Source organism: Aeromonas sp. s6 (assembly GCF_040907815.1).
In the GTDB taxonomy this organism is placed as follows: domain Bacteria; phylum Pseudomonadota; class Gammaproteobacteria; order Enterobacterales; family Aeromonadaceae; genus Aeromonas; species Aeromonas caviae.
Window position 1 is genome coordinate 17,438 of sequence record NZ_JBFOCN010000015.1, and the last position, 13,196, is coordinate 30,633.

Annotated in this window: 9 protein-coding genes; 5 read left to right on the forward strand and 4 right to left on the reverse strand. The window is 62.0% G+C overall.

Translation table 11 applies throughout. The features are described 5' to 3' along the window. Positions 1 to 24: 24 nt before the first annotated feature. Entirely contained in the window at positions 25 to 405 is a 381-nt protein-coding gene (locus AB5Y50_RS00990) for a diacylglycerol kinase (protein WP_039040385.1), read from the forward strand. Positions 406 to 483: 78 nt separating this feature from the next. Here the strand turns inward: AB5Y50_RS00990 and serA are convergent, their stop codons facing one another. The 4 genes from serA to AB5Y50_RS01010 all read right to left on the reverse strand — a co-directional run bounded on the left by serA (position 484) and on the right by AB5Y50_RS01010 (position 4,826). Beyond that, on the reverse strand, positions 484 to 1,716 hold the full coding sequence (gene serA, locus AB5Y50_RS00995) for a phosphoglycerate dehydrogenase (protein WP_319886550.1): 1,233 nt from the start codon (positions 1,714 to 1,716) through the stop codon (positions 484 to 486). Positions 1,717 to 1,981: 265 nt separating this feature from the next. After that, entirely contained in the window at positions 1,982 to 2,635 is a 654-nt protein-coding gene (gene rpiA, locus AB5Y50_RS01000; protein WP_039040383.1) for a ribose-5-phosphate isomerase RpiA, read from the reverse strand. Between the two features lie 143 nt (positions 2,636 to 2,778). Continuing rightward, entirely contained in the window at positions 2,779 to 3,375 is a 597-nt protein-coding gene (locus AB5Y50_RS01005) for a 5-formyltetrahydrofolate cyclo-ligase (RefSeq protein WP_039040382.1), read from the reverse strand. 104 nt (positions 3,376 to 3,479) lie between these two features. Next, entirely contained in the window at positions 3,480 to 4,826 is a 1,347-nt protein-coding gene (locus tag AB5Y50_RS01010) for a Na+/H+ antiporter NhaC family protein (RefSeq protein WP_052816483.1), read from the reverse strand. A 316-nt stretch (positions 4,827 to 5,142) separates the two neighbouring features. Between AB5Y50_RS01010 and dapB the strand changes: the two genes are divergently transcribed. The 4 genes from dapB to leuA all read left to right on the forward strand — a co-directional run bounded on the left by dapB (position 5,143) and on the right by leuA (position 13,154). Continuing rightward, the gene (gene dapB, locus AB5Y50_RS01015; RefSeq protein WP_336576089.1) at positions 5,143 to 5,955 is read left to right on the forward strand and encodes a 4-hydroxy-tetrahydrodipicolinate reductase; all 813 of its coding nucleotides are present in this window, start codon (positions 5,143 to 5,145) and stop codon (positions 5,953 to 5,955) included. Positions 5,956 to 6,614: 659 nt separating this feature from the next. Then, positions 6,615 to 7,751, forward strand: a complete 1,137-nt coding sequence (gene carA, locus AB5Y50_RS01020) for a glutamine-hydrolyzing carbamoyl-phosphate synthase small subunit (RefSeq protein ID WP_323885836.1) — start codon at positions 6,615 to 6,617, stop codon at positions 7,749 to 7,751. Positions 7,752 to 7,767: 16 nt separating this feature from the next. After that, the gene (carB, locus tag AB5Y50_RS01025; RefSeq protein ID WP_103260345.1) at positions 7,768 to 10,992 is read left to right on the forward strand and encodes a carbamoyl-phosphate synthase large subunit; all 3,225 of its coding nucleotides are present in this window, start codon (positions 7,768 to 7,770) and stop codon (positions 10,990 to 10,992) included. A gap of 503 nt (positions 10,993 to 11,495) precedes the next feature. After that, a complete protein-coding gene (gene leuA, locus AB5Y50_RS01030; protein ID WP_336576091.1) occupies positions 11,496 to 13,154 on the forward strand; it encodes a 2-isopropylmalate synthase in 1,659 nt (552 codons plus the stop codon). Positions 13,155 to 13,196: the final 42 nt, after the last annotated feature.

Sequence of the window (13,196 nt, forward strand, 5' to 3'; positions counted from 1 at the left end):
GCCATTTCAAATGAGGTAGTTATCGTGGCAAAGCCAGGCGCGACCGGGATCACCCGCATCATCAACGCAACCGGTTACAGCATGAAAGGTCTCAAATCGGCCTGGATCAACGAGGCCGCCTTCCGTCAGGAGCTGCTGCTCATCTTGCTGCTGATGCCGCTGGCATTCTGGATAGGTGACTCCCTCAACGAGATCCTGCTGCTCGTCTGTATCAGCTGGCTGGTGGTGATCGTCGAGGTACTCAACTCCGCCGTGGAGGCGGTGGTGGATCGCATCGGCTCCGAGCATCACGAACTCTCGGGCCGCGCCAAGGATCTGGGCTCCGCCGCCGTCTTCATCGCCCTGGCCCTCAATGCCCTGGTGTGGGGAGCCCTGGTGGGCCGCAACCTGCTGGGCTGGTGGTAGGTTGCGAGAGCAGCCTTTCTCCTGACATAAAAAAGCCCGTCATCACGACGGGCTTTTTGCTGCGCAGATAAGGGCTTATCAGTGCAGGATCCGGGCACGGATGGTGCCATTGATCTCTTTGAGACGGGCCAGGGCCTTCTCGCTGTGCTCGGTTTCGACGTCGATGACCACGTAACCGATCTCGCTGCTGGTCTGCAGGTATTGACCGGCGATGTTGATCCCCTCGTCGGCGAAGATCTGGTTGATCTGGTTCATCACGCCGGGCTGGTTGCGGTGAATGTGCAGCAGGCGGCTGGAGCCCTTGTGGCCGGGCAGGGAGACTTCCGGGAAGTTGACCGCGGAGAGGGTGGAGCCGTTGTCGGAGTATTTGACCAGCTTGTTGGCCACTTCCAGACCGATGTTCTCCTGGGCTTCCTGGGTGGAGCCGCCGATGTGGGGGGTCAGGATCACGTTGTCCAGGCCGCGCAGCGGGGTGAGGAACTCCTCGTCGTTGGATTTGGGCTCCACCGGGAAGACGTCGATGGCGGCGCCGGAGAGGTGGCCGCTCTTGATGACGTCGGCCAGGGCGTCGATGTCCACCACGGTGCCGCGGGAGGCGTTGATGAAGATGGCGCCCGGTTTCATCATGCGCAGTTGCTCTGCACCGATGAGATCCTTGGTGGAGGCGGTTTCCGGTACGTGCAGGCTGATGACGTCAGACATGTTGAGCAGCTCCACCAGGTTCGGCACCTGGATGGCGTTGCCAAGGGAGAGTTTGTTCTCGATGTCGTAGTAGTAGACCTTCATGCCGATCATCTCGGCGATGATGCCAAGCTGGGTGCCGATGTGGCCGTAGCCGATGATGCCGAGCTTCTTGCCGCGGGCTTCGACGCTGCGGTTGGCCAGCTTCTCCCAGACGCCGCGATGGCACTTGGCGTTCTTCTCGGGAATGCCGCGCAGCAGCAGCAGGATCTCCCCCAGTACCAGTTCGGCCACGGAGCGGGTGTTGGAGAAGGGGGCGTTGAAGACGGGGATGCCGCGCACGTGGGCGGCGTCGAGGGAGACCTGGTTGGTGCCGATGCAGAAGCAGCCGATGGCCACCAGCTTGGTGGCGGCATCCAGCACCTTCTCGGTGATCTGGGTACGTGAACGCAGGCCCACAAAATGCACGTCACGAATGCGCTCGATCAACTCCTCTTCCGACAGGGACCTCTTCAGATATTCCACATTGGTGTAGCCGGCTGCCCGAAAGGTCTCCACCGTGTTGGGATGGACTCCCTCCAGCAGCAGTACCTTGATCTTATCCTTGTCCAGCGAAAACTTGGCTGTCATGACGTTCCCTCTATTGTTTTGAAAAATGCGTTCAGGCTTGCAGTGTGAAGAAAACCGTAAAGTAGCAAAAACGTTTGGGAGAGGGAATATTTGTGACGAAAGTCAAATTCTTTGAAGTTATCAACGATTGTTGCAGATGTGCTGCTACAACCCATTGAGGGATAACCAGAAACGGCGCCATGAGGCGCCGTTGTCCATTTGGGGCAGTCAGATTGACTGACCCGGGCGGGGGCTTGCCCGGAGGGGGAGGTCCGGGGAGCGGGCCTTAGTTGGTGATCACACCCTCGGGGGTGCCGATCAGCACAACGTCGGCGCCACGGTGGGCGAACAGGCCGTTGGTGACCACGCCCACGATGCTGTTGAGGCGGGTTTCCAGAGCCTTGGCATCGGTGATGGCCATGCCCTTGACGTCCAGGATGATGTTGCCGTTGTCGGTCACCACCCCTTCACGCCACACCGGGTTGCCGCCAAGGGCGCGGATCTCGCGGGCCACGTATTCGCGGGCCATGGGGATCACTTCCACCGGCAGGGGGAAGGTGCCCAGCACGTCGACGGTCTTGGTGTTGTCGATGATGCAGATGAACTGGTCGGCCACGGCGGCGACGATCTTCTCGCGGGTCAGGGCGGCGCCGCCCCCCTTGATCATGTCGCGGCTGGCGTTGATCTCGTCGGCACCATCCACGTAGACGGAGAGGGCATCGATGTCGTTGAGGTCAAACACCGGGATGCCGAGACCCTTGAGACGCTCGGTGGAGGCGATGGAGCTCGACACCGCGCCCTTGATCTGGTCTTTCATGGTCGCCAGTGCGTCGATGAAGTGATTGACGGTAGAGCCGGTGCCCACCCCGACGATGGTGCCGGGTACCACGTATTTGAGCGCAGCCCAACCGGCCGCCTTCTTCATTTCATCTTGAGTCATGATGGATCCTTATGGAAAAAGCGGGCGCATTATATCCAAGCATCCCCCCCAGAGCGACCATGGTGCTCACGTTCCGGCGCAAAAATCCCCAAGATGTAAATCGTTTGCCTGTTTATTGAACCGAAGGGGGCGCCCCCGCCTCATCAGGCAAAGTGCCAGCTGCGGCTGGGGGTGATGATCTGGGGGAGCGGCACGTCCCACTGCTCCCGGGGGACGGCATCAACCTGCTGGCAATCGTGGGCGAGCCCCAGGGGTCTTGGGCCGAGCTGGTGCTCGTGCCAGCAGGCGAGGGTGCGATCGTAGTAGCCGCCCCCCATGCCGAGGCGGTTGCCAGCCTCATCGAAGGCCACCAGCGGGGTGCAGATGATGTCCAGCATGCTGTGGGGCAGCACCTGCTGCACGTCGAGCTCGGGCTCGGCGATGCCGTAGCGGTTGCGGGTCATGGGGGTGGTGGCGGTGTAGCGCAAGAAGAGCAGGTGACCCGGGGTGAAGGGGTGCAGCACCGGCAGGTAGACCTCCTTTTGCCGGGCCCACAGCCAGTGGATGGCGGGCAGGGGATCGAGCTCCCCGTCGTTGGCCAGATAGAGGGCGATGCGCCTGGCCGCGAGGATGCCGGGGTGTTCCTGGAAGCGCTCGACCAGCTGTTGGGCCGCCGCCTGCTGCTCGGCCTGGCTCAGGCTTTTTCTGCGCTGGCGAATGAGCTGGCGCAGGTTCTGGCGTTCGGGTTGGGTATCCGGCATGGGGACTCCTGGGCAAAGGTGGGCTGGCGCTACCTTAGCAAGGGGCCGATGGGATGAAAAGCCGATGGCGGGGCCGCCAGCCGGGCGGCCCCTGAGGTCGGGCGTCAGGAGCGGTGGGGGGCGGGAGCCACTGCGCCCATCTGGTGCTTGAGGAAGACGGCCACGATGGCGGCCAGTGCCAGCGCCATGGGGTAGAAGCTCATGCTCACGACCAGGATCGGCGAGAGGGCGAAGATGGAACCCAGCAGCAGCGCCTGGGCGCCCCAGGGGATGAGCCCCTGTACCACGCAGGAGAAGATGTCCAGCATGGAGGCGGCGCGGCGCGGGGTGACCCCGTGATGGTCCGCCAGATCCCTGGCCACCTTGCTCGCGACTATGATGGCCACGGTGTTGTTGGCGGTGCACAGGTTGGTGAGGCTCACCACACCGGCGATGCCGAGCTCGGCCGCCTTCTCGTTCTGCTCGCCATCGTGGTGGCGGGTGAAGCGGGCAATCAGGGCGGCGATGCGCTCACTTATCCATGCGAGCCCCCCCTGGCGTTCCATCAGGGCACCCAGACCGCCGATGAGCATGGAGAGCAGGAAGATCTCCTGCATGCTGGTAAAGCCCTGGTAAATGTCCTTGCTGAACTGGCCGAGGGAGTAGCTATCAAGCAGCCCCACGCCACCGGCCGCCAGGATGCCGAGCCCCAGTACCATGAAGACGTTCATGCCAGAGAGGGCAAGCACCAGGATCAGCAGATAGGGGGCGACCTTGAGCAAGTCCGCCTCGGCGGTGGGGGCCGGCGCTTCACCGGTGGAGCCCAGCACCAGATAGAACAGGATCACCAGCACGGCGGCGGGGGCGGCAATCTTGATGTTCTCGCGAAACTTGTCCTTCATCTCGCAGCCCTGGCTGCGGGTGGCGGCGATGGTGGTGTCGGAGATGATGGAGAGGTTGTCCCCGAACATGGCGCCGGAGAGGATGGTCCCCGCCATCAGCATCGGATCGATGCCGGCGGCCTGGGCGACGCCCAGCGCCACCGGTGCCACGGCGCCGATGGTGCCCATGGAGGTACCCATGGCGGTGGCAATGAAGGCAGAGATGAGGAAGAGCCCCGGCAGCAGGCACCAGCCCGGAATGAGGGATAGGCCGAGGGCGACCGTGGCATCAACCCCGCCGGTGGCCTTGGCCACGGTGGCGAAGGCGCCCGCCAGCAAATAGATGAGGCACATGGCCATGATGTTGCTCTCGCCCACCCCCTTGAAGAAGGTCTCGAGGTTCTTGTTGAACCCCTCGCGTCCCATCAGCAGGGCCAGCATGACGGCAGGCAGGGCGGCAACGGGGGCGGGGAGCTGGTAGAAGGCGAACTCGACCCCCTGCAGGGTCAGCCAGGTACCGGTACCGATGAAGAGGGCAAGAAAGACCAGAAGGGGCAGCAGGGCTCTGGCACGGGGTTGGGTCTGGATCATGTGTTCCTCGAAACTTGAACAATGACCTCCTGTCGTTGCCTGTGGCGCCTCCGGGGCGGGCACAGGGCGGGCATCCTGCCACCATGGGGGGCCAACAGTAGTGAGTCGGCCCGCCCGGGTCAAGATAGCCGTCCAGATGGATAGGGCTTTTTGCTTCGTGATTCTGACTTGTCTGGTTATTCCGTCATTTATTCTGTTTTTATTGAATTTATCGTTTAAATGTCGGGGTTGTTTGGCGGGCCAGATCGGGCTTTTCAAAGGGGACGCGGGCTGGTAAAACGGTCTCTTTCCATAATAAAGAGATGAGAGGGTGGAGATGGACAATCCGATCCGTGTGGCCGTGATGGGCTGTAATGGTCGTATGGGCAAGGTGCTGCTGGAGGCTATCGCCAACACCGAGGGCGTGGTGGTGGGAGCGGCGCTGGAACGACCGGGCTCTGCCGTGATCGGTCTGGATGCGGGTGAACTCAACGGCCTGGGGCGCCTTGGCGTCATCATCAGCGACAGTCTGGAGAAGGTGAAGGACGAGTTCGATCTCATCATCGACTTCACCCGCCCCGAGGTGACCCTGGCGAACCTCGCCTTTGCACTGGCTCATGGCAAGCAGATGGTGATCGGCACCACCGGCTTTGACGAGGCGGGCAAGGCGGCCCTGCACGAGGCGGGCAAGCAGATCGGCATCGTCTTCGCCTCCAACTACTCGGTCGGTGTCAACCTGGTGTTCAAGCTGCTGGAGCAGGCAGCCAGGGTGATGGGGGAGTACACCGACATCGAGATCATCGAGGGGCACCACAGACACAAGGTGGATGCTCCGTCCGGCACCGCGCTCTCCATGGGGGAAGTGGTGGCGAAAACCCTGGGCCGGGATCTCAAAGAGTGCGCCGTCTATGGCCGTGAGGGGATCACCGGTGAGCGGGATCGCAACACCATCGGCTTTGCCACCATCCGCGCCGGAGATCTGGTGGGGGAGCACACCGTCATGTTCGCCGACATCGGCGAGCGGGTCGAGATCAGCCACAAGGCTTCCAGCCGTCTGACCTTCGCCAACGGTGCAGTGCGGGCGGGCAAGTGGCTCGGCCAGCAAGGGGCCGGTCTCTATGATATGCAGGATGTGCTCGGTCTGAAATAAACCGTCTTCAGGGGGAGTGCAGACTCCCGTACTGGTTGCCAAACCCCGGTCCGCCGGGGTTTTTTGTCACTTTTTTGTAGAAATGAGCCTTAATCATCACTTTTTGAGTGAACCTCGCTAAATCCTGCCATTCTTACAAGCTTGCCACCCTCTTGCGACAAAAATGTCATCAAGGGGTAACGGGTTTGGGTCTCAATATTCCCCTGCGGGGGGCATTTCGCCTTGATGTGAAATAGACTAAAAATGCAATCCAAGAAAAACGTTTTCTATTCTTGGTGTTCACTTTTCTGGCTTCAAATGGTGTTTTTGCTGTTGTGTTGTTTGTTTTTTAATTTTCTATCTTGCTGTTTATTAAGTGGTAAATTTGGTTTTTTGTACGTTGCATGGCATCGGGTGCCGCTTTGTTGTCTGTGTTTGGCTTTTCTTTTTGAAGAGGGGGTTGCAAAGCGAGTGAGTGCATAGATAATGGGTAATGTTGCTTGTTTATTGAATTTAGATGCATTTCAAACGAGAAAAGACGTTGAAATGAGATCGTTTTTAAGTAGAATGCGCCCAATTTGCCAGAAATCTGCCGGGTTCGAGTCCTGTCAAAGACCGGAACCGAGCCCGCAACACCCAGGTAAATTGCTGAATTTAAAGCTAAATAACGGGAGGTTGTCTTGAATCACACTGCATTGCTAGTGCTGGAAGATGGAACTGTGTTCAAAGGCGTGTCGATAGGCGCCGAGGGATGTTCCGTTGGTGAAGTGGTTTTCAACACGTCGATGACGGGTTATCAGGAAATCCTCACAGATCCCTCCTATTCCCGTCAGATCGTTACCCTCACTTACCCCCATATAGGCAACACCGGCACCAACAGCGAAGATGAAGAGTCCAGTCAGGTCCATGCTCAGGGCCTCATCATCCGGGACCTTCCGATACTGGCCTCCAACTTCCGCAATCAGCAATCCCTCTCCGATTACCTCAAGTCTCACAACATCGTTGGCATCGCCGACATCGACACCCGCAAGCTGACCCGCATCCTGCGTGAAAAAGGCGCTCAGGCCGGTTGCATTCTGGCCGGCAAGCAGCTCGATGAAGCCCATGCCCTCGAACAGGCCCGCGCCTTCCCCGGTTTGAAGGGGATGGACCTGGCCAAAGAAGTGACCGTGAGCGAATCCTACAGCTGGACTGAAGGCAGCTGGCAGCTCGGCAAGGGGCACGTCACCCCGGTGGCCGATGAGCTGAAATACCACGTGGTGGCCTACGACTTCGGCGTGAAGCGCAACATCCTGCGCATGCTGGTGGACCGTGGCTGCCGCCTGACCGTGGTGCCGGCCAAGACCCCGGCCGCCGAGGTACTGGCGATGAACCCGGATGGCATCTTCCTCTCCAACGGCCCCGGCGACCCCGAGCCGTGCGACTACGCCATCGAAGCTATCAAGGCTTTCCTTGATACCAGCACCCCGGTGTTCGGTATCTGCCTGGGCCACCAGTTGCTGGGCCTGGCCTCCGGCGCCAAGACCATCAAGATGAAGTTCGGCCACCACGGTGCCAACCACCCGGTGAAGAGTCTGGACGACAACACCGTGATGATCACCGCCCAGAACCACGGCTTTGCGGTGGACGAGCAGACCCTGCCCGAGTGCCTGCGTGCCACCCACGTCTCCCTGTTCGATGGATCGCTCCAGGGCATCCATCGCACCGACCGTCCGGCCTTCAGCTTCCAGGGTCACCCCGAAGCGAGCCCGGGCCCGCACGATTGTGCCGGTCTGTTCGACCACTTTATTGAATTGATCAAGCAGTATCGCGCCTAAGAGGATAAAGAGAGCCATGCCAAAACGTAACGACCTACAGAGCATCCTGATCCTCGGCGCCGGCCCCATCGTCATCGGTCAGGCCTGCGAATTCGACTACTCCGGCGCCCAGGCGTGCAAGGCCCTGAAAGAAGAGGGCTACCGCGTCATCCTGGTGAACTCCAACCCGGCCACCATCATGACCGACCCGGAGATGGCCGACGCCACCTACATCGAGCCCATCACCTGGGAAGTGGTGCGCGAGATCATCAAGAAAGAGCGCCCGGACGCCATCCTGCCCACCATGGGTGGTCAAACTGCGCTGAACTGCGCCCTGGCGCTGGAGCAGCATGGCGTGCTCAAGGAGTTCGGTGTCGAGATGATCGGCGCCACCGCCGACGCCATCGACAAGGCCGAGGATCGCTCCCGCTTTGACAAGGCCATGCGCAGCATCGGTCTCGAGTGCCCCCGTGCCGGCATCGCCCACAACATGGAAGAGGCCTGGGGCGTGCAGCAGATGGTGGGCTTCCCCTGCATCATCCGTCCTTCCTTTACCATGGGTGGCTCGGGCGGCGGCATCGCCTACAACACCGAAGAGTTCGTGGAGATCTGCGAGCGCGGTCTGGATCTCTCCCCGACCAAGGAGCTGCTCATCGACGAGTCGCTCATCGGCTGGAAAGAGTACGAGATGGAAGTGGTGCGGGATCGCAACGACAACTGCATCATCGTCTGCGCCATCGAAAACTTCGACCCCATGGGCATCCACACCGGTGACTCCATCACGGTCGCGCCAGCCCAAACGCTGACCGACAAGGAGTACCAGATCATGCGCAACGCCTCCATGGCGGTGCTGCGCGAGATCGGTGTCGAGACCGGTGGCTCCAACGTCCAGTTCGGCATCAACCCCAAAGACGGCCGCATGGTCATCATCGAGATGAACCCGCGGGTGTCGCGCTCCTCTGCGCTGGCCTCCAAGGCGACCGGCTTCCCCATCGCCAAGATCGCCGCCAAGCTCGCCATCGGTTACACCCTGGACGAACTGATGAACGACATCACCGGCGGTCGTACCCCGGCCTCCTTCGAGCCGGCCATCGACTACGTGGTCACCAAGGTACCGCGCTTCAACTTCGAGAAGTTTGCCGGCGCCAACGACCGTCTGACCACCCAGATGAAGTCCGTGGGTGAAGTGATGGCCATCGGCCGCAACTTCCAGGAGTCCCTGCACAAGGCCCTGCGTGGTCTCGAGACCGGCAAGACCGGCTTCGACCCCATGGTTGACCTGAACGCCCCCGACTCCCTGACCCGCATCCGTCACGAGCTGCAGGATGCTGGTGCCGAGCGCATCTTCTACATCGCCGACGCCTTCCGCGCCGGCCTCTCCATGGATGGCGTGTTCAAGCTGACCAAGATTGACCCCTGGTTCCTGGTGCAGATTGAAGAGCTGGTGAAACTGGAAGAGCAGGTGAAAGAGCGCGGCATGGCCGGTCTCGATGCCGACTTCCTGCGCGCCCTCAAGCGCAAAGGCTTTGCCGACGCCCGTCTGGCCAAGATCCTAGGCGTGGCCGAAGGTGAAGTGCGTAAATTGCGTGCCCGCCACAACATCTTCCCGGTCTACAAGCGGGTCGATACCTGCGCGGCCGAGTTCGCCACCAACACCGCCTACATGTACTCCAGCTACGACGAAGAGTGCGAGGCCAACCCCACCAACCGCGACAAGATCATGGTCATCGGTGGCGGCCCGAACCGTATCGGTCAGGGCATCGAGTTCGACTACTGCTGCGTACACGCGGCCCTGGCCCTGCGCGAAGACGGTTACGAGACCATCATGGTCAACTGCAACCCGGAAACCGTCTCCACCGACTACGACACCTCCGACCGCCTCTACTTCGAGCCGGTCACCCTGGAAGACGTGCTGGAAATCGTGCGGGTCGAGCAGCCCAAGGGCGTCATCGTCCAGTACGGTGGCCAGACTCCGCTGAAACTGGCGCGGGCATTGGAAGCCAACGGCGTGCCAGTGATTGGTACCAGCCCGGATGCCATCGACCGCGCGGAAGATCGCGAGCGCTTCCAGTCCGCCGTCGAGCGCCTGGGGCTCAAGCAGCCGGAAAACGGCACCGTCACCGCCCTGGAGCAGGCCGTGCAACTGGCCACGCGCATCACCTACCCGCTGGTGGTTCGCCCCTCCTACGTGCTGGGTGGCCGCGCCATGGAAATCGTCTATGACGAGCAGGACCTGCGCCGCTACTTCGCCGAGGCAGTGAGCGTCTCCAACGAGTCGCCGGTACTGCTGGACCGCTTCCTGGACGACGCCACCGAGGTGGATGTGGACGCTATCTGCGACGGTACCGATGTGGTTATCGGCGGCATCATGGAGCACATCGAACAGGCCGGTATCCACTCCGGTGACTCCGCCTGCTCCCTGCCGCCCTACACCCTGTCCAAGTCCATCCAGGACGAGATGCGCGAGCAGGTGCGCAAGCTGGCGCTGGAACTCGGTGTGGTGGGCTTGATGAACGTGCAGTTCGCGGTGAAAGACAACGAGATCTACCTCATCGAGGTGAACCCCCGTGCCGCCCGTACCGTGCCGTTTGTCTCCAAGGCCACCGGTGCCCCGCTGGCGAAGATCGCCGCCCGCGTCATGGCCGGTCAGAGCCTGAAAGAACAGGGCTTCACCACCGAGATCATCCCGCCCTACTACTCGGTGAAGGAAGTGGTACTGCCGTTCGCCAAGTTCCCGGGTGTGGACCCGCTGCTGGGGCCGGAAATGCGCTCCACCGGTGAAGTCATGGGGGTGGGCAGCAGCTTCGCCGAGGCCTATGCCAAGGCGCAGCTGGGTGCCGGTCACCAGGTACCGAGCGAAGGTCGCGCCCTCTTGTCCGTGCGCCACGGCGACAAGGAGCGGGTGGTGAACCTGGCCGCCAAGCTGCTGGAGCTGGGTTATGACCTCGACGCCACCCACGGCACCGCCGTGACCTTGGGCGAGGCGAGCATCAACCCGCGTCTGGTCAACAAGGTGCACGAGGGGCGTCCGCACATTCTGGATCGCATCAAGAATGGCGAGTACACCTACATCGTCAACACCGCCGAGGGTCGTCAGGCCATCGAGGACTCCAAGCAGCTGCGCCGTGGCGCCCTGCAGCACAAGGTGGCCTACACCACCACGCTGCACGCGGCCTTCGCCACCTGCATGGCCATCAGTGTCGATGCCACCGCCAATGTGAACTCGGTGCAGGAGCTGCACGAGAAGGTGAACAACCGCTAAGAGCACCGGCAGCACACTGCCCGCTCGATGCACGCAAACCCCGCCAGCAATGGCGGGGTTTTTTATTGCCTGCGCCCTGCCACTTCCGGGGGGGCGCCAGCAAGGAAGATGGGTGAGATGGCGAATAATCCATCAGGAGTGGTGATACTCACCCCGTTATTGGGCATTAACTGCATCCATATTGCTTAATTGACATGAAATGGTGCAATCTTCGCAATCTCTCGCCCCCACGACCTCCCTATACTGGGTGCTCATACAAACAAGGTCGTCTGCGCCGACACACCAAAAGGTGGCGTGCGAGAGGATCAGCGCCCGCAGCCCGATCCGGCTGCCGTGGCCGGCCCCGGTGACCGACGGGGGCCGCAGGAAAACCGGTCGCGGGGTTACCGCCGCGCGACTCGTCAGGGACGGTGTTACCGCACCAACCCGCTTCCCCTCCTTGCCCCACCCGCCTGTCGGCCCGGTCGTCCGGCGCCTCGCCCATCCGTCAAGGGAATCTGAATATGAGCTTCGATCATCGCAAATACCGCCGTGCCCCCGTGATCAACCTGGCGGATCGCCAGTGGCCCAACCGGGTACTGGAGCGGGCACCGCTCTGGTGCGCCGTGGACCTGCGCGATGGCAACCAGGCGCTGGTCGAGCCCATGACGGTGGCCCAGAAGCTGCAAATGTGGGCGCTGATGACCCACATCGGTTTCAAGCACATCGAGGTGGGCTTCCCGGCGGCCTCCCAGCCGGACTTCGACTTCGTACGCGAGCTTATCGAGCGCGATCTCATCCCGGACGACGTCACCATCCAGGTGCTGGTGCAGGCCCGGGAAGATCTCATCGCCCGCACCTTCGAGGCGCTCAAGGGGGCCAAGCGCGCCATCGTCCATGTCTACAACTCGGTCAACCCGACCCAGCGCAACTATGTGTTCAACTCAGGCAAGGACGGGGTCAAGGCCATCGCCGTGCAGGGGGCGCGCTGGGTGCGGGAGTATGCGGCCCGCAATCCGGGCACCGAGTGGAGTTTCCAGTATTCTCCGGAGAGCTTCAGCAGCACCGAGGTGGAGTTCGCCGTCGAGGTGTGTGACGCCGTCATCGACGAGTGGCGTGCCGCTGCCCGTCCCATGATCCTGAACCTCCCCGCCACGGTGGAGGTGAGCACCCCCAACGTGTTTGCGGATCAGGTGGAGTGGTTCTGCCGACACCTCAAGGCGCGACCCGAGGTGAGCATCTCCATCCACACCCACAACGACAGAGGCTGCGGGGTGGCCGCCGCCGAGCTGGCGGTGCTGGCGGGGGCGGATCGCATCGAGGGCACCCTGCTCGGCAACGGGGAGCGCACCGGCAACATGGACATCGTCACCATGGCCATGAACCTCTACAGCCAGGGGATTGACCCCGAGCTGGACCTGTCTGACATGGATGCCATCGTCGCCACCGTGGGGGCCTGCACCCAGATTGCCCTGCACCCGCGCCACCCCTATGCCGGCGAGCTGGTCTACACGGCGTTTTCCGGCAGCCACCAGGACGCCATCCGCAAGTCTCTCGCGGCAGAAAAACCGGATCACTACTGGGACGTGGCTTACCTGCCCATCGATCCTGCCGATCTCGGTCGCAGCTACGAGGCGGTGATCCGCATCAACAGCCAGTCCGGCAAGGGAGGGGTGACCTATCTGCTGGAGCGTGACCTCGGTCTGCAACTGCCGCGCTGGCTGCAAATCGACTTCAGCCGCCGGGTGCAGGCCGAGGCTGAGGCGAGCAGCAGCGAAATCAGCCCGGAGCAGATCCGCACCCTGTTCGAGCAGCACTATCTTGAGCCGGCCCACGGCTATCGCATCGGGCGCTTCCAGCTCGGTCATGACAGTCAGGAGAGCCTGCGCCTGGAGTTGCAGACCCCCCACGGCACCCTGCAATTGTGCGGTGAAGGGGAGGGTGCCATCACGGCCCTGGTCAACGGCTGGCAGCGTCAGACCGGCATGCACATCGATGTGCTGGATTACTCCGAGCATGCGCTCACCGCCGGCACCGAATCCCGCGCCGCCGCTTATGTGCTGCTGAGCGTCGAGGGCACCCGGATGTGTGGCGTCGCCGTCGGTCGCGACGTGGTCAACGCCTCCCTGCAGGCGGTGATCAACGGCGCCGCCCAGCATCAGGCCCTGCGCCAGAGCGCCTGAGGCGGCACGGCCCGCTTGCCGTGAGGGCGAGCAGGGAAGGGC